The sequence below is a fragment of the Caulobacter sp. UNC279MFTsu5.1 genome, assembly GCF_900114015.1.
Lineage (GTDB): Bacteria > Pseudomonadota > Alphaproteobacteria > Caulobacterales > Caulobacteraceae > Caulobacter.
Window position 1 is genome coordinate 1 of the sequence record NZ_FORN01000057.1, and the last position, 18436, is coordinate 18436.

General features: G+C 67.3%; 9 protein-coding genes. All 9 read left to right on the forward strand.

The genetic code is table 11. From position 1 onward, the window contains the following. Positions 1 to 283: 283 nt before the first annotated feature. The 9 genes from BM066_RS22935 (at position 284) to BM066_RS22975 (ending at position 18436) form a co-directional block, all read left to right on the forward strand. A complete protein-coding gene (locus tag BM066_RS22935; protein ID WP_018061726.1) occupies positions 284 to 2266 on the forward strand; it encodes an alpha-L-arabinofuranosidase C-terminal domain-containing protein in 1983 nt (660 codons plus the stop codon). A gap of 314 nt (positions 2267 to 2580) precedes the next feature. Continuing rightward, positions 2581 to 5196, forward strand: coding sequence for a glycoside hydrolase family 3 C-terminal domain-containing protein (locus BM066_RS22940; RefSeq protein WP_018061725.1), 2616 nt, complete (start codon positions 2581 to 2583; stop codon positions 5194 to 5196). A 332-nt stretch (positions 5197 to 5528) separates the two neighbouring features. After that, complete coding sequence (locus BM066_RS22945; RefSeq protein ID WP_089930557.1) at positions 5529 to 8741, forward strand: alpha-L-rhamnosidase; 3213 nt, start codon at positions 5529 to 5531, stop codon at positions 8739 to 8741. 194 nt (positions 8742 to 8935) lie between these two features. Beyond that, complete coding sequence (locus tag BM066_RS22950) at positions 8936 to 10585, forward strand: alpha-L-fucosidase (RefSeq protein ID WP_018061663.1); 1650 nt, start codon at positions 8936 to 8938, stop codon at positions 10583 to 10585. Positions 10586 to 10944: 359 nt separating this feature from the next. Then, the gene (locus tag BM066_RS22955) at positions 10945 to 11457 is read left to right on the forward strand and encodes an RNA polymerase sigma factor (protein WP_089930560.1); all 513 of its coding nucleotides are present in this window, start codon (positions 10945 to 10947) and stop codon (positions 11455 to 11457) included. Continuing rightward, positions 11454 to 12431: a FecR family protein gene (locus tag BM066_RS22960; RefSeq protein ID WP_018061661.1), complete on the forward strand. Its 978-nt coding sequence runs from the start codon at positions 11454 to 11456 to the stop codon at positions 12429 to 12431. The genes BM066_RS22955 and BM066_RS22960 overlap by 4 nt, the downstream gene beginning before the upstream one ends. Before the next feature lie 101 nt (positions 12432 to 12532). Continuing rightward, the gene (locus BM066_RS22965) at positions 12533 to 15040 is read left to right on the forward strand and encodes a TonB-dependent receptor (protein WP_255367706.1); all 2508 of its coding nucleotides are present in this window, start codon (positions 12533 to 12535) and stop codon (positions 15038 to 15040) included. Positions 15041 to 15104: 64 nt separating this feature from the next. Next, complete coding sequence (locus BM066_RS22970; RefSeq protein WP_018061659.1) at positions 15105 to 16796, forward strand: sulfatase-like hydrolase/transferase; 1692 nt, start codon at positions 15105 to 15107, stop codon at positions 16794 to 16796. Beyond that, entirely contained in the window at positions 16796 to 18436 is a 1641-nt protein-coding gene (locus BM066_RS22975) for a sulfatase family protein (protein ID WP_089930562.1), read from the forward strand. Before BM066_RS22970 ends, BM066_RS22975 begins: the two co-directional genes overlap by 1 nt.

An 18436-nucleotide genomic window follows, 5' to 3' on the forward strand; every position in this document is an offset into this window, starting at 1 on the left:
TGACTTTCTCAGGCTCCAAATCGGGCGTGCTCACGCATCAGACCTATGCCGGAAAGATCGACCTCAAACCCTACGGCGTCGAACTGCTGCAGTAGGCGGTGAGCGGGCGCTGCGATGGCGTCGGCGCCCCGACGCGCAGGACGTGGTCGGGCCCAAGGCCCGCGCTCGACCTTCGCGGGCCGCAAGCCGAGGCCGCCGTCCTCCGTCCGGAGCCGTCCAGGGGCGACCTCCTGCAAAAGTAACATGCGGCGGGCTTGCTTGCCCGCTTCAGAGGATTTGAAACATGAAGAAGACCCATTGGAGCATGGTGCTGCTGGCGGTTCTGGCGGTCTGGCTGCCGGCCAAGACCTGGGCGGCGCCCAATCCCGTCAACACGCCCACCATCACCGTCCACGCCGACAAGGTGAAGACCAGGGTCAGCCCGACCCTGTACGGGTTGATGACCGAGGAGATCAACTTCTCGTACGAGGGCGGGCTGTACGGCGAATTGCTGCGCAACCGCAGCTTCGTGGGCCAGCGCGGCGTCGCCTATGCCGCCGACGAGCCGATCTATTGGACGCCGCTCGGTGGCGCGGACATCTCGCTCGACGGCAAAACGCCGCTGAACGAGGCCCTGAACGTCAGCCTGAAGCTGGACGCGAAGGGGGCCTCCGACAGTCATCCGGTCGGCGTTTCCAATCCCGGCTTCTGGGGGATAGCCGTGACGCCCGACACTACCTACACGGTGTCGTTCTACGCCAAGGCCGAGGGGCGCGGCGGGCCGATCACCGTGGCCCTGGCCAAGGCCAGCGGCGCGGTCGTCGCCTCGGCCAGCCTGGCGAGCGTCTCGGGCGAATGGAAGAAATACGAGCTGAAGCTGACCACCGGAGCGCTGGCCGTTTCGAAGGATAACGTCTTCACCCTGACCACCACCACGCCGGGCAAGCTGTGGCTGCAGCAGGTGTCGCTATTCGGCCCCACCTACAAGGATCGGCCCAATGGCAATCGGCGCGACCTGATGGCCATGATGAGCGCCCTGAAGCCGACCTTCCTGCGCTTTCCGGGCGGCAACTATCTGGAAGGCGAGACCTTCGCCCAGCGCTTCGACTGGAAGAAGACCCTCGGCCCCCCCGAAACGCGCCCCGGCCATCGCAGCCCCTGGAACTACTGGTCGACCGACGGCCTGGGGCTGATGGAGTTTCTACTGTGGTGTGAAGAGCTGAAAATGGAGCCCGTGCTTGGGGTGTTCGCCGGCTACGCGCTGAACGGCGAGCATGTGTCCTCGCCCGAGGAACTGGCGCCCCATATTCAGGATGCGCTGGACGAAATCGAATATGTCACCGGCGACGTGACCACCAAATGGGGGGCGCAGCGCGCCAAGGACGGCCATCCCGCGCCGTTCGCCCTGCGCTATGTGGAGATCGGCAACGAGGACGTTTTCGACCGCTCGGGGTCATACGACAAGCGCTTCTCGGCCTTCTACAAGGCGATCAAGGCCAAGCATCCGCGGCTGCAGCTGATCTCGACCATGAGCGCTGAATCGACCCCGTCCCAGCGCCCCGATCTTGTCGACGAGCACACCTACGCCTGGGGCGAAGGCCAGATGTATGAGCACGTGAACGACTATGACCATCGCCCGCGCGAGGCGCCCAAGGTGTTCGTCGGCGAATGGGCCACGCACAGCGGCTGGCCCATGCCGAACCTGAAGGCGGCTGTCGCCGACGCCGCCTTCCTGACTGGACTGGAGCGAAATTCGGACGTCGTTCTGCTGTCGGCCTATGCGCCGCTGCTGGCCAATATCAGCCATGTCGGCGGGTCCAGCCTGGACAACTCCATGCAGTGGGCGACCAACCTGATCGGCTATGACGCGTTGAAGGCCTTCGGCACGCCTTCGTACTATGTGCAGAAGATGTTCGCCGAGGCGAAGGGCGATGTCGTGCTGGAATCGACCGGCGCGGCGATCCCGAAATGGACCATCGACAACAAGACCTTCCCCTCATTGTACTGGGTCGTCACGCGCAATGAGAAGACCCGCCACATCCAGATCAAGCTGGTCAACCGCGGGACGACGCCTCAGCCCGTGAACCTTGTGCTCTCGGGTCTGAAATCCGTGGCGTCCAGGGGGACGCTGACCGTGTTGACCGCCGACGATCCCGAAGCGGTCAATACGATCGACGACCCGGCGCGCGTGACGCCAAAGACGGTAGGGTTCTCGGGTCTGTCGCGCGATTTCACGCTGACCGTGCCGGCCTATTCCGTATCGGTCCTGGATTTCGCCGCCCGATGATCGGGGGCGACGCGTCAGCCGAGGCACGCAGCGGTCGCCGGACGCTCCACGCCGCACGTGAAGAGGCGGGGCCACCTGGGCCGAGCCGCCAACGTCGTGAAAGTCAAATTGCGAGAACAACTCGCCCGCGGGCCGAAAGGTCAAGCCAGGCCGCGGGCGTCGAGGCCGCAGAAGCATACTGGAGGGAAATCATGGATTGCTGTTGGGGCGCGAACATCTTGTCCGCCGATCGTCGCCGGCCGGGTCGGGCGTTGCGCTTGCGGCTTTGCAAGGCCGCGGCGGCTGGGGTCCTGGCGTTGGGTTTGGCGTTCCCCATGGCGGGTTCTGCCGCCGCGGCCGCCCTGCCGACACCGGCCGGATGCGCGGCCGAGGCCTGCCTCTATCTCGATCCCGCCGCTTCGCCGGAGGCGCGCGCGAAGGATCTGATCGGGCGGCTGACCCTGGAGGAGAAGGTCGCCCAGATGATGGACCATGCGCCCGGCGTTCCGCGCCTGTCCGTGCCGCCCTACGGCTGGTGGAACGAGGTGTTGCACGGGGTGGCCCGGGCCGGTCACGCGACAGTCTTTCCCCAGGCCATAGCGCTGTCGGCGACCTGGGATACGCGGCTGATGTTCGAGACGGGACGCGCCATCGCCATCGAGGGACGGGCCAAGCACAACGCCGCCTTCACGCCGGAGGGCGGGACGGACCGCTATTTCGGGATGAACTACTGGACGCCCAACATCAACATTTTCCGCGACCCGCGTTGGGGGCGCGGCCAGGAGACCTATGGCGAGGATCCGTTCCTCACGGGCTCCATGGCGCAGGCTTTCATCGGGGGCGTCCAGGGCGACGATCCGGAGCACCCCCTGGCGATCGCCACGCCCAAGCATTTCGCCGTGCACAGCGGACCCGAGCCTCTGCGCCACGGCTTCAACGTCGACCCCAGCCCGCATGATCTGGAAGACACCTATCTTCCCGCCTTCCGGACGGCGCTGGTCGACGCCAAGGCCGGATCGGTGATGTGCGCCTACAACGCCGTCTACGGCGAGCCCGCCTGCGGGAGCCAGCTGCTGCTGCGCGATCGGTTGCGCAAGGATTGGGGGTTCAAGGGCTTCGTGGTCTCCGACTGCGACTCCATCGACGACATGGTCAGCGGCCACAAGACCCAACCCAACGCCGCGCAGGCCTCGGCGGTCGCGGTCAAGGCGGGCGCCGACCTCGATTGCGGCTGGACCTACGTCGCGCTCGTCGATGCGGTCAAGCAGGGGCAGCTCTCCGAATCCGACCTTGATCGCGCCCTCGTGCGCCTGTTCACGGCGAGGTTCCGCCTGGGGCTGCTCGATCCCGGCCAGGGGCGCTTCGGCGGCATCGGCCTGGAGGAGGTCAATTCCCCGGCCCACGCCGCCCTGGCGCTCAGGGCGGCCAAGCAAGCCATCGTGCTGCTCAAGAACGGAGGGGATCTGTTGCCTCTCAAGGGGCAGGGCAGGATCGCCGTGATCGGACCCAACGCCGAGTTGCTGCAATCGCTGGAGGCCAACTACAACGGCGCGGCCGTTGATCCGATCACGCCGCTTCGGGGCATGCGAACGGAGTTCGGCCGGGCGCGCATCGCCTATGCGCCCGGCGGACCGCTGACCACCGGCATGCGCATGCCCGTGCCGTCCTCGGCGCTCTCGGGCCCCGACGGCGCGCCGGGGCTCAAGGCCCAGTACTGGGACAATCCCGCCTTCCAGGGCGCGCCCAAGGTCAGCACGCGCGACGCGCTTCTCAACTTCGACTGGATCCACGCCGCGCCTAAGCCTGGTGTGGACAAGCAGAGCTATTCGGTGCGCTGGGAGGGCCGGATTACCCCGCCGGGACCCGGCGACTACGTGTTCAACTTTCGTCTCTCGCAGCCCTGGGACAAGTCCAAGCCGTCGGAGAGCGCCCGGCTCTGGATCGACGATGTCCTCGTCCATGAAGGCAGGGATTCCCAGAAGACGGTGACCCACCGCTTCGCCGACGCCAAGCCGCATCGGCTGCGTATCGACTACGTCCAGCCGGGCGGGGGCGGGATCGAGCCCGCCTTCGCCTTCCAATGGCTCGCCCCCGAGGCTCCGCAGATCGAGGCCGCCGTGGCCGCCGCTCGTCAAAGTGACGTTGTGGTCGCCTTCGTCGGCCTGTCGCCCGATCTCGAAGGCGAGGAGATGTCCGTGGACTTCCCCGGCTTCCGGGGCGGGGACCGCACCGACCTGGCCTTGCCCGAAGCGCAAAGGCGGCTGCTCGAGGCGGTCAAGGCGACGGGCAAGCCCCTGGTGGTCGTCTCCATGAGCGGCGGGGCCATCGGCGACGCTTGGCTGGCGGAGAAGGCCGATGCGGTGATCCAGGCGTGGTATCCGGGGGAGGCGGGCGGGACGGCCATCGCCCAGACCCTGGCTGGCCGCAACAATCCGTCCGGCCGGCTGCCCGTCACCTTCTATCGCAGCGCCGCCGACCTTCCCCCCTTTGGGGACTATGGGATGGCAGGGCGAACCTACCGCTATTTCGCGGGCCCGGTGCTCTATCCGTTCGGGCATGGGCTTAGCTATACGCGGTTCGCCTATTCGAACGCTCGGCTGACCTCGGCGGCGATCAAGGCCGATGAGCCCGCGGAGGTCAGCGTGGAGGTGCGCAACAACAGCTCGCGCCCCGGCGAGGAGGTGGTGCAGGCCTATGTGCAGGTCCCACAGGCGCCCGGCGCTCCGCGCCTCCAGCTCGCTGGCTTCGCGCGCGTCGATCTGAAGCCCGGGGAGGCGCGGCGGGTCAAGCTGACGCTCGATCCGCGACGGCTGAGCCAGGTGAATGAAAAGGGCGAGCGCCGTGTAGAGGCTGGAATCTACCAAATCACCCTGGGCGGCGGCCAGCCTGGTCAGGCGGCGGGACAGACGGTGGAGCTCAAGATCGACGGCGCCTACGTCTTGCCGAAGTAGGCTGTCACCCCTCGGGCGGTGACGGTTCCACTCCCTGGGGGCCGCGCCAGGGGCGAGGCCGTTGGCGCCGTGACGCCAGGTGATTGCATTGTTTGCGATCTCCGACGCGCGAGGGGCGTCGGAGATCACGGCCCTCAATCGCGCTTTGACATAGAGGCGCCTCGGGCCATTTATCGGACTAATAGTATGAAAGCGCTGGCGATGGCCCGCGTCATAAAGGGGGCGGACATGCAGGTCGCTTCGGCTGTTCGGGCCGCAACGCCAGGCGCCGGGCGAGCGCCGGCCGGACTTCTCCGACGCTTGTTTCCTCACCGCCCGACGGGAGTCTTCGCATGCCGTTCATGAATCGTCGCCGTTTTCTGGCCGCCTCCGGTCTCGCGACCGCGGCCTCCGCCGTTGCGACCTCGACGTCCGCCAACGCGGCGTCCCCGACGCTGGCCGTCGTCGATCTGAGAGCCGAGAACACGGCGCAACTGCTCGGTACGGCCGTCTCCAAGCCCCGGCTCTCGTGGCGAATGAACGGGGCCGAGCGCGGGCTGACGCAGACCGCCTATCGGATCCGGGCCGGGGCGGAGCGGAGCGACGTGGCGGCGGGCAAGGCCGATCTTTGGGACAGCGGGCTGGTCCGGTCCAGCCTCAGCCTGGATATCCCGTTCGGCGGCGCGGACCTGCGCTCCCAACAGCGGGTCTGGTGGAGCGTCGAGGTTCATGACAATCGCGGGCGCGTCGTCGTGTCCGAACCCGACTGGTTCGAGGCCGGCCTGACGGAGCCGGGCGACTGGCGCGCCCAGTGGCTGGTGGCCGAGGATCCGTTCGCGGCCGCCGACCGGGCCGCGGGGGTCGATTGGGTGTGGGCCGACGATGGGCTGGACGACAAGCCGCGCGCCTACCGGCTGGATTTCGAGGCCCCGCCGACGTTGGTCCGGGCCGAGGTGCTGGTGACGGCCAAGGACGTGCTGCGCGCTGTATGGGCCAACGGCCAGCCGGTTCCATGGAGCCTGCCGCTCAATCCCAGCTGGGGCGTGCTGCGACCGGCGCCGATGGAAGTTCGACCGGGCAAGAACTCGCTTTGCCTGCTGGTCTCGCAGCAGACGGGCGACTTCTTCCCGGTGACAGGCGGGGCGGTGGCCAGCCTGATCCGCCTGTATCTCGCCGATGGCTCGATCCAGCGGATCGGCAGCGGATCGAATTGGAAGGGAACGGACAAGCCGCCGACAGGCTGGACCGAACCCGACTTCGAGCCGAAGGGGTGGGCCGCCGCGCGGGTCGTCAACGACCGCGCCAAAACCTATCCCTCGCCCGCCGAGCCGGCCTTGCAGATGCGCACGACGTTCACGCCGGCCAAGCCCGTCGTCGGCGCGCGGCTGTACGCCACGGCCCTGGGCGCCTACGAGGCGTCGATCAACGGCCGGCCGGTCGGCGAAGCGCGGCTGGCCCCGGAGATCAGCGTCGTCGACGACCATCTCTTCTACCAGGTCTACGACGTCGGCGACCTGATCACCGACGGCGCCAACAGCCTTTGCGCCCTGGTCGGGGACGGCTTCTACGCCAGCGCCTTCACTTGGCACAACCAGCGCTACAGCCTGGGTCCGCCGCCGCGTCGCCTGATGATGCAACTGCGCCTGGACCATGCCGATGGGAGCCATGACTGGGTCCTGACCGGAGGCGATTGGCGGATGGAGCCGTCGCCGATCCTCCAGTCGGAGATCTATAACGGCGAGGTCTATGACGCGCGGCTGAAGGTTCCCGGATGGGATCTGCCGGACTTCGACGCCAGCGGCTGGACGGTCGCCAAGGTCGGCGAGGCGCCTCCCAGCCGCCTCGTCCCCCAGACCAGCCCGCGCCTGAAGGCCCAGATGACCCGGATGGCCGAGAAAATCACCGAGCCGAGACCCGGCGTGCATGTCTTCGACTTCGGGCAGAACTTCGCGGGTCATGTCCGCTTGAAGGCGCGTGGCGAGGCGGGGCGGTCGGTCACGCTCAAGTTCGCCGAGTATCTGAAACCCACGGGCGAGGTCGACCAGGCCAATCTACGCGAGGCGCTGGTCCGCGACGTCTACACCTTGCGCGGCGATGCGGCCGGCGAAGTCTATGAGCCGCATTTCACCTATCACGGTTTCCGCTACGTCCAGGTCGAGGGCTATCCGGGAAAGCCCTCGGCGGCGGACGTCGTGGGCGTCGTCGTCTTCAGCGATTGCGCGCCGACCGGCGAGATGTCGCTGGACAACGCCCTGCTGCAGCAGGTCTGGCAAAACGCGCTCTGGAGCCAGAGATCGAACTTCTTCGGCGTGCCCACCGATTGTCCGCAGCGCGACGAACGGATGGGGTGGATGGGCGACATCCAGGTCTTCCTCGACGCGGCCGGGTTCAACATGGACGTCGACGCCTTCATCCGCCGCTACCTAGCGGAGGTCCGCGCCGGCCAGGACCCGTCAGGCGCCTATCCCATCGTGACGCCGGCGCCGCGGTCGTTCGGCGAGACGGTCACGGCCGGGTGGTCGGAGGCCGGCGTGATCCTGCCCTGGACCCTGTGGCGGCGCTACGGGGACACCGCCGTCATCGACGAGAACTGGTCGGCGATGACCCGGTGGATGGACTACCTTGGCTCACGCAATCCGGACTTCATCTGGCGCAATGGCCGGGGTTGCGACCTGGGCGACTGGCTTTCGGTCGACGGGACCTGGGCGGGCGATGAGACGACGCCGCGCGTGCTATGCGCCACCGCCTACTGGGGCCATTGCGCTCGGATCATGGCCGAGATGGCGGCGGCGACCGGACGCGACCCGGAAGCGGCGCGATATCGCGGCCTGGCCGACAAGATCAAGACAGCCTTCGCCGCCAACCTGATGCGGGCTGACGGCGCGGCCGGCAACGGCAGTCAGACCAGCCAGGTGCTGGCGCTTCACTTTGGTCTCGTACCCGAGGCGCACAGGGCGCGCTCGGCCCAGGTTCTCGCCGACGACATCAAGCGGCGCGGCATGAAGCTGTCGACGGGGTTCCTTGGGACCCCGTACCTGCTCGACGTGCTGGCCGACGCCGGTCACGACGACGTGGTCGCCGGCCTGCTGCTGCAAACCGGCTATCCCTCGTGGGGCTATATGCCGATCAAGGGGGCGACGACGATGTGGGAGCGGTGGAACGGCGACACCGGCGACCTGACGATGAACAGCTTCAATCACTACGCCTACGGCGCGGTGTGCGGCTTCTACTATCGGCGCCTGGCCGGCATCGCACCAGCCAGTCCTGGCTTCCGGAGGATTAAGGTCGATCCGCTGTTCCTGCCGCAGGTGGGCGGCGTCAAGGCGTCCTATCGGTCCGGTCTCGGCTTGATCGCCACCGAGGTGAGCGGCGACGCTGGCGGCTTGACCAGCCTTCGGCTCACCGTACCGCCGAACGCGACGGCCGAGGTCCATTTGCCCGCCGCGCGACGCTGGCGGGAGGGCGGGCGGGCGGTTCAAGGGCGAGCCGACATCCGGATTCTCAACGCGGTCGGCGAGCGGCTGGTCCTGGACGTCGGTTCCGGCGACTACGTCTTCAAGCGCTAGGCCTGCCGCCAACCCCGCCGCCGACGCCGCCTCAGAATTTGCGACTCAGGCCGAGCCCCCATTCGCGAGGACGCCCGAAGCTGGCCTCCTTCAGTCGGTCGGCCTGCCGGTCGCCGCAGTCGCCAAATCCGGAGGACGACCTGATGACAACGACAACCCGCCTGCGCATCTCCTCTTTTCTGGAACGCCATCGAATGAAACCTTCTCGCCGCGACCTGCTGACCGGGGCCTCGAGCTTGGTCGTCACGAACGAGGCCGTCGCCTCCGTTCGGGCCAAGCCCCAGGCCAAGACCACAAGACCCGTCTTCGAGGCCAGTTGGGAATCGCTAAAAGCCGGCTACCAGACACCGGACTGGTTCCGCGACGCCAAGCTCGGCATCTGGGCGCACTGGGGGCCGCAATGCGTGCCCGAGTTCGGCGACTGGTACGGCCGCCGGATGTATATTCAGGGCAGCGACTACTATAACCACCACGTCGCCACCTATGGTCACCCCAGCGTCCATGGCTTCATGGACATCATCAATACCTGGAAGGCCGACAAGTGGGACCCGGAGCGCCTGATGGGGCTCTATAAGAAGGCCGGGGCGAAGTATTTCGTCTCCATGGCAAGTCACCACGACAATTTCGACAACTTCAACTCGAAACACCATGCGTGGAACTCGACGAAGGTCGGTCCAAAGCGCGACATCGTCGGCGAGTGGGCCAAGGTGGCGCGCGAGCATGGCCTGCGGTTTGGGGTCTCGAACCATGCGGCCCACGCCTGGCTCTGGTGGCAGACCGCCTATGGCTACGACGCCGAAGGCGTCATGCACGGGGTGCGCTATGACGCCGCCACGCGCCGCAAGGAAGACGGCAAGGGCAAATGGTGGAATGGGCTCGATCCGCAAGAGCTCTATACCGGCCCGGCCGGAGCGTTCACGCCACCCGATGGCCTCAAGACCATCAAGGACATGAACGCCTATAACGGTCGCTCGGACCAGTGGCTGCAAATCCCGCCGCCCAACAATCCGTGGTACGCCAAGCATTGGCTGGCGCGGCACAAGGATCTGGTCGAGCAGTACCACCCCGACTTCATCTTCATGGACGACTACGTCATGCCGCTGGGCCAGACCGGCCTGGAGGCGGTGGCGCATTTCTACAACGAAAACGCCAAGTGGAATAACGGCTTGCAGGCTGTCGTCACCAGCAATGGGCTGGATGACGAGCAGACCAAAGCCCTGGTCAAGAATGTCGAGCGCGGCTTCTCGAACCACCTGCGCGCCAAGCCCTGGCAGACCTGCACCTGCATCGGCCAATGGCACTATGATCGCCGCCTCTACGACAATGACGGCTACAAGACCGCCAAGCAGGTAATCCAGCGCCTGATCGACACAGTGTCGAAGAACGGCACGCTGCTGCTCAGCATCCCGGTGCGCGGCAATGGCGAGATCGACGACAAGGAAGAAAAGGTCCTGACCGACATGGCCGGCTGGATGGAGGTCAACGCCGAGGCGATCTTCGAGACCCGCCCCTGGGACATCTATGGCGAAGGCCCGACCCGTTTTGCCGAAGGCTACCAGAGTGAAGACGTGGCCACCGGCCTGTCTCACGAGGATATCCGCTTCACCACCAAGGCGGGCGTGCTCTACGCCCTGGCGGCGGAATGGCCCAACGCGCCGTACCTGACGATCTATTCGATGGCGGAGGGCTCGGCGCAGCGTAAGGGCAGGATCGGGAAGGTCGAGCTTCTGGGCCATGGCCCGGTCCCGTTCGAACTGGGCATGGACGGCCTGACGGTCAAGCTTCCGGAGGCGAGACCGGCCTTTACGCCCGTGCTGAAGATCACCGGCGAAGGCGTAATTTGATCGGCCTTCCTCCGTCCGAGGATTTGACTTGATCAGGCGACGAAACGCGGCGCGAAGGCGCCGTTGAAAGCCAAAACCCTGGACCGATCCGATCGTCGCCCCGGCGCGATCGGCATGCCGATCGGCAGTGTTGTCAGGTTAAGGCCACCGACGGCGGCCGCCTTCCGACCAATCCATCATCAAAGCGCGGCCACGGCTTCATTATCTCGCTGGGGCGGGTGCTCCAGCACCCCTGGCCGAAAAGGGGGCGCGGTCCGAGGTCCGCCCATGGCGCGGCACATCCGAAAAATCGATGGCGGGGGTGAGGTCTTTCCGATCCGTGGACTCTAGCTTTACGGTGTTCCACGTCCGGAGGATTCATGACGTACGATCCTCTCCCAGCCCGATCGCAACCGTCGCAGTTGGATGTGCTGGCCTACGAGCCTGGCCTGCGGCGATATTTCCGCCGTCGCGCGCCGGCGGGGCAAGTCGACGACTTGGTGCAGGAGGTGTTCACACGCTTGCTGAGCCTGCGCGATCCGGCGGCCGTGCAGGACCTGGAGCGCTACATCTTCGTCGTCGCCGCCAGCGTCCTGTCGCGACAGCATCGGCGGCGACCGCCCTGGCGGGCGATGGACGACATCGAGGACTTCGGTCCGCCGGACGAGTTGACGCCGGAGCGCTCGCTGATCGGCAAGCAGGGCGTCGAGGCGATGCTGGCGGTCCTCGACGACCTGCCGGCCCGCACACGGCACGTCTTCCTGCTGCATCGTTTCGAGGAAATGACCTATCAGCGCATCGCCCGGGAGCTCGGGATCTCGGTCAGCGCGGTCGAGAAGCACATGATGGCGGCCCTGAAGGCGCTGTTCCTGCGAGAGGGGCGTACGCGATGAGCGCGGCGTTGCAAGACCGGGCCGCCGAGGTCGCCGCGTGGTTCGCGCGCCGTCGCGCCGGGACCTTGACCCGGGATGACCAAAACGCGTTCCAGGCCTGGCTGGACGCCGATCCGGGCAATCGAGAGGCGTTCGAGGCGGCGTCCGACCTGTGGGACGACTTCGACGGTCTGCGGACCGATCCGCGTCTGATGCGCCTGCGCGAGGAAGCCAAGGGCGCGCTGGGGCGGCAGCGCGTCCGTCGCCGCATCGGCGCGATCGCCGCCTGTGCGGCGCTGGTCCTGGGCGGCGTGGCCGCCTGGCGGGGCGGGCGCGATCTTCTCGCGATCATCGCGCCTCAGCCGACCACCTACGCCACGCGGGTGGGGCAGACGATGAGCGTCAGCCTGCCGGACGGCAGCCTCGCGGTGTTGGACACCAATTCCGAGCTGCGCGCCTGGGCTCCGGGCAAGACGCGGCGCCTGGAGCTGGCCCGCGGGCGGGCCTTCTTCAAGGTCGCCAAGGATCCGGCTCGTCCGTTCGTCGTGCGAGCCGGGGAGCACAGCGTCACCGCGCTGGGCACCCAGTTCGACGTCGACTTGCGGCCGGCCGCTTTCAAGGTCGTTCTGTCCGAAGGACGCGTGCGGGTGAAGTCCGAGCGCCCCGTGGGCGGGGCGGCCAGCTCGGTCGACATGAACGCGGGCTACCAGCTGGTGGCCCGGGACGGGAACTGGAACCTCTCGCGCGTCGACACCCGCAGCGCCGAGGGATGGATGTCGGGCCGGCTGGTCTTCGACGACGCGCCGCTGGCCGTGATCGCCGCCGAGCTCAGCCGCTACTCGACCGCGCCGATCACCGTGGCGCCCGACGTGGCCGATCGGCGGATGAGCGCGGTGCTGCCGACCAAGGACCCCGAAGCCTTCGTCGCCTCGGCCGAGGCCTTGGGCCTGGCCCGGCGCGCGCCGGGCGGCGGCTACGCCCTGACGGGGCCCTGAGTCAGCTCTTGAACTTTTTTCGCATCCGGCGCTGAGGTGTTCCGTCAGGGGCGGCTCTAACCCTGAAACGGCAGCGAACATGCCGTGGGGAGGAGCAAGAGATGACGCATCATGCGAGGGGCCGCCTGTCGCCGTGGCTGATGGGAGGCGCCGTCGCGGCGCTGATCGCGACCGCGGCGCACGGCGAGGAGCGCAGCTACCAGATCAAGGCCCAGGACCTGGGTCGCGCGCTCAAGGAGTTCGGACTGCAGAGCGGTCGCCCGATCTCGTTCACCCAGGATCGCGTGCGGGGTCTGCGGTCGAACGCCGTGATGGGCGTCTATGACGACGAAACGGCGCTACGTCGCCTGCTGCAGGGCGCCAACCTCACCTTCGTCCGCGCCCAGAACGGCTTCGCCGTGGTGCGCAACGACGCGCCCGAGGTGATCAAGGTGGCCGGCCAGGCCGCCGCCGCTCCGTCCGCGACGCCGGCCCAGATCCGCGCCGAGGCCGCGCCCGAACCGGTCTTCGTCGAGGAGGTGGTGGTCACCGCCCAGCGCCGCGCCGAAACCGTCCAGTCCGTGCCGCTGGCCGTCTCGGCCGCGACCGGCGAGTCCCTGGCCAAGCAGGGCGTCAAGAACATCGTCGACCTGTCGGCCCAGGCGCCCAGCCTGCAGATCAGCAACGGCAGCGGCGGCAACGCCCAGATCTTCATGCGTGGTGTCGGCAGCACCAACACAACGGTGGTCGGCGACCCGGCCGTGGCCGTACATGTCGACGGCATCTACGTCTCGCGCGCCAACGCGGTCAGCGCCCTGTTCTACGACCTGGATCGGGTCGAGGTCGTGCGCGGCCCGCAGGGCACGCTGTACGGCCGCAACGCCACGGCCGGGGCGATCAACATCATCACCAACGCGCCGAAGCACGACTATCAGGGCGCGCTGGACGTCGAGGTCGGCAACTACGCCGCCTTGACGACCTCCGGCATGGTCAACGTGCCGCTGGGCGAGGCCCTGGCCGTGCGCGCGGCTTTTCAGACCAGCCGCCACGACGGCTATCTGAAGGCGGTGAACAAGGGACCGGGCACGGGCGGCAACGACCGCAACGACCAGGACGACACCTCGTATCGCCTGTCGGCCCTGTACCAGCCGAATGAGAAGCTGAAGGTGTTGGTGCGCGGCGACTACCTGCATCGCGGCGGGGCCGGCTTCGTCGACGTGGCCTATCCGCTGGAAACGGGCGACCCCTACTCGGCCAAGGCCAAGGTCAACACCTCGCAGGACAACACGTTCAAGAACATCACCCTCGAGGCCAGCTACGACTTCGACTGGGCGACCCTGACCTATCTGGCCGGCCACCGCGACGTCGACGTCAACACCGTCACGGAGAACATGGCCTCGGACAATCACCGTCCGACCTACCAGTCGCAGGACAACTGGAGCGAAACCCAGGAGCTGCGCCTGGGCGGCGGGAGCGGCAAGCTGAAGTGGGTGACCGGCCTCTATTCCTTCATGGAGAAGAGCGCGACCGACACCCGGATCCTGCAGGCCAACGGCAACTACCTGGCGTTCTTCCAGCCCTACATCTTCTCGCGCTCGGCGGCGGCGTTCGGCCAGGCGACCTATTCGGTCACCGATCAGCTGCGCGTCACCGCCGGCGCGCGCTACACCCGCGACCACAAGGGCCGCAGCGGCAACACCTACCTGCTGAAGCCGGACTTCTCGATCCTGTCGCTGGTGGTGCGCAACCTGTCGGACGAGACCTGGAACGCCACGAACTGGAAGCTGGGCGTCGACTACGATGTCAACCCGACCTCGATGCTCTACGCGCAGGCCTCGACCGGCTACAAGGCCGGCGGCTATTTCGACGGCCTGCCGCCGAACGCCTACGCGCCCGAGCACATCACGGCCTACGAGGTCGGGTCCAAGAACCGGTTCTTCGACCGCCGCCTGCGCCTGAACGTCGCCGGCTTCTACAATGCGTATCGCGACCTGCAGGTCTCGGCCGTCGAGAACATCGCCGGCCAGAACGCCCTGGTCACCCGCAACGCCGGCAAGGCGGTGATCTACGGCGTCGAGGTCGAGAGCGACTTCAAGATCACCCGCGCCGACTCCGTCGACCTGACGCTGTCGTGGCTGCACGGCCGCTACGACACCTTCGTGCTGCCGCTGGGCGACCCGTTCGTGAACAACGCTCTGAACGCCACGACCACGCACTGCTTCAAGGCCGACTACGCCCAGGCCGCGCCGCGGGCGGGCGACTTCTCGGGCTGCCACATGGCGCGCACGCCCGACTGGAGCGTAACCGTCGGCTACGCCCACACCTTCGAGCTGGCCAATGGGGCGAACCTGACCGGGCGGATTCAGAGTCACTACGAAAGCGCCAAGGACCTGGAGTTCCATGGCTTCACCACCAATCGCCAGGACGCCTTCACCAAGACCGACCTGTCGGTGACCTACGCCAGCCAGAACGGCCGTTGGTCGCTGATGGCCTATGTCCGCAATCTGGAAGACGAGGCGGTGAAGACCAATTCGAACTCCAACGCCACGACCGGGGTCTCGACCAACGGCACGGCCTTCTACGCCCCGCCGCGCCTCTACGGCATGCGGCTGTCGGCGAAGTTCAACTGACGGGGAGGGCGCCCGTCCTGGCCGGACGGGCGCTCGACTGCTTTCCCAGATTTCGAGGCGCACCATGAGCAAGAAGTGGTTGATCGGAGCCGCGGCCCTCGCACTGGCCGCGCCGGCCACGGCGAGCGAGATAAGCGGCAAGGTGACAGGACCCAGCGGCGCGGCGGTGGCCGGGGCCAGGGTGGTGATCAACGACCTGCTGCGCGGCGATACGACCGAGGCCGACGGCGCCTTCGATCTGCCGCGCCTGCCGGCTGGCGAGTACGAGGTCTCGGTCACGGCCATGGGCCTGGCCAGCCAGACCCGCCGGGCGACTGTCCCGCAGGACGGTCTTGTGAAGTTGGACATCCAGCTGGCCCCGAACACGGCCCTGCCCAAGGCCGCGGCGATGAACGCCGAGCCGGCGGCCGAGCACCTGGCCCAGAAGCAGGCCTATCTGAACGCCATCAGGCCGACCGCCGCGCGCAAGCCCAACATCGTGGTCCTGCTGTTCGACGACCTGGGCTACGGGGACCTCTCCTCGTACGGCAATCAGCTGATCAAGACGCCCAATATCGACGCCCTGGCGGCCAAGGGCGTGAAGCTGACCCAGTTCTATTCGGGCTCGCCGGTATGTACGCCCTCGCGCGCGGCGCTGCTGACCGGGCGCTATCCGACCCGCGCGCGCGCGGCCAACCACGTCTTCTTCCCCAGCGACAACCCGATGGCCAGGATCCGGCGCTCGGCCGGCTACGCCAACGCCATCCCCGCCGACGAGGTGCTGCTGCCCGAGGTGCTGTCGCGCGCCGGCTACCGCACCGGCGCCTTCGGCAAGTGGCACCTGGGCGACACGCCGGGCCATCGCCCGACCGACCTGGGCTTCCAGACCTATTTCGGCGTACTCTACAGCAACGACATGAACCCGATGTCGGTCTGGCGCGGGACCAGCGTCGACACCCCGGCGGACAAGACCGACCAGCGCACCCTGACCGAGCGTTTCACCGACGAGGCCATCGGCTTCATGCGCGCCAGCGCCGGCCAGCCGTTCTTCGCCTACGTGCCGTTCACCGCCCCGCACCTGCCGCACTATCCCAACCCCAAGCATCAGGGCGTGTCGGAAGGCGGGACCTATGGCGACGTGGTCGAGGACCTGGACGACAATGTCGGCCGTATCCTCCAGGCGCTGGACGAGCTGAAGATCGCCGACGACACCATCGTCATCGTCACCAGCGACAACGGCGGCGACCAGGGCGGCAGCGTCGGCAACCTGCGCGGCCGCAAGGGCGAGACCTTCGAGGGCGGCATGCGCGTGCCATGCTTCGTGGTCTGGCCAGGACGCGTCAAACCGGGCGCGGTCAGCGACGCGATGGCCATGAACATAGACCTGTTCCCGACGCTGCTGGCGGCCTTGGACATCCCCCTGCCGAAGGACCGGACGATCGACGGTCGCGACATGGCCGGCCTGCTGTCGGGCGGGGCTTCGCCGCACGACTATCTCTATTACGTCACCGCCTTCTCGGGCGAGTACCAGGCGGTGCGCGACAGCGACTTCAAGTACCGCGCCATGGTCTCCGAAAAGTGGCCGCTGGCCCCGGCCGGCACGCCCCCGCCGCACGGCGCCCGTCCGGCGCTCTACCGGCTGAACGGCGACAACGAGTCCTTCGACGTCAGCGCCAAGCACCCCGATGCAGCCAAGCGGCTGTCTCAGCGCCTGGCCGCCTTCCGGGCTGAGGCGGAAGCCAATCCACGCGGCTGGGCCGCTCCGGAGACCAAGTGATGAAGCCTCTGCTCTCGACCCTGCGCGCCTTGGGCGCGGTGCTGCTGGCCGCGGCCTGGGCGGGCCTGGCTCGCGCCGAGCCGCCGCCCGCGCGGCCCAACATCGTCTTCGTCTTGGTCGACGACCTGCGCTACGACGCCATGGGCTTCCTGACGCCTGGTTTGCGCACGCCCAATATCGACTTCCTGGCCCGCAACGGCGTCTACTTCCCCAATGCGGTGGTGACCTCGTCGCTGTGCTCGCCCAGCCGCGCGACCATCCTGACGGGGATGACCGCCCGCAATCACGGCGTCATCGACAACAACAATTCGTCGGAGGCGGGGCTCACCTTCTTTCCCAAATACCTGCGGGACGCCGGCTACCAGACCGCCTTCGTGGGCAAGTGGCACATGGGCGACGCCACCGACAACCCTCGGCCGGGCTTCGACCGCTGGATCAGCTTCCTGGGGCAGGGGAACTACCTGCCGACCGACGGGCTGACGCCGCAGCAGATCGCGGCGGGGCGGCGCAACATGCTCAATGTCGACGGCAAGGAAGTCCCCCAGAAGGGCTACATGACCGACGAACTGACCGACTACGCCATGGACTGGCTGGAGCACGGTCGGGACAGGTCCAAGCCGTTCTTCCTCTACCTGTCGCACAAGGCCGTGCATTCGGAGATCAAGGCTCCCGAACGCTATGCCGATCAGTACAAGGACCTCGACATCAAGCTTCCGGCCAGCATGGCCGATACGCCGCAGAACAACCGCGGCAAGCCGATGTGGGTGCGCAACCAGCGCAACAGCTGGCACGGCGTTGACTTCTTCTACAATCAGGACCGCCCACTGAAGGACTATGTGCGTGAGTACTATCGCGGTCTCAGCCCGGTCGACGACAGCGTCGGGCGCATCCTGAAGTACCTGCGCGACAACCACCTGGAGGACAATACGATCATCGTGTTCTTCAGCGACAATGGCTTCCAGTTCGGCGAGCACGGCCTGATCGACAAGCGCGACGCCTACGAGGCCTCGATCAGGGTGCCGATGGTCGCCTACGCCCCCGGACGCTTCCCCAAGGGCGCGGTGATCCAAAGCCGCGTGCGCAACCTTGACCTGGCCCCGACCTTCCTGGACGCCGCCGGCGCGCCGCGCCCGCCGCAGTTCGAGGGCAAGAGCGTCCTGCCGCTGGCCGAGGGCAGGGTCAGGCCCCAGGACTGGAAGGAGGACGACTTCATCTACGAATATTACTGGGAGTGGACCTTCCCCCAGACCCCGACGACCTTCGCCATCGAGCGTGGCCGGATGAAGTACATCCAGTACCATGGCGTCTGGGACCTGGATGAACTCTACGACCTGGCCAAGGACCCGGACGAGATGAACAACCTCATCGACGATCCGGCCTATCTCCAGACCAAGGTCGAGCTGCGCAAGGCGCTGTTTGAGCAACTGAGCAACGCCAAGGGACAGCGGGTGGTGCCGTTCACCGAGCGCACCAGCCAGGGGCAGGTGTTCCGCGGCCTGGACGGCGCCAAGGCCGCCGAGTTCCCGCAGACCTGGCTGCGGCCGGCCAATCCCGTCGACCGTTTCAACGGGCTGTTCCCCGACACGCCGGCCAAGCTGGAGGCCGAGCGCGAGGGCAAGCCCTACTTCCCCCGCCGCTAG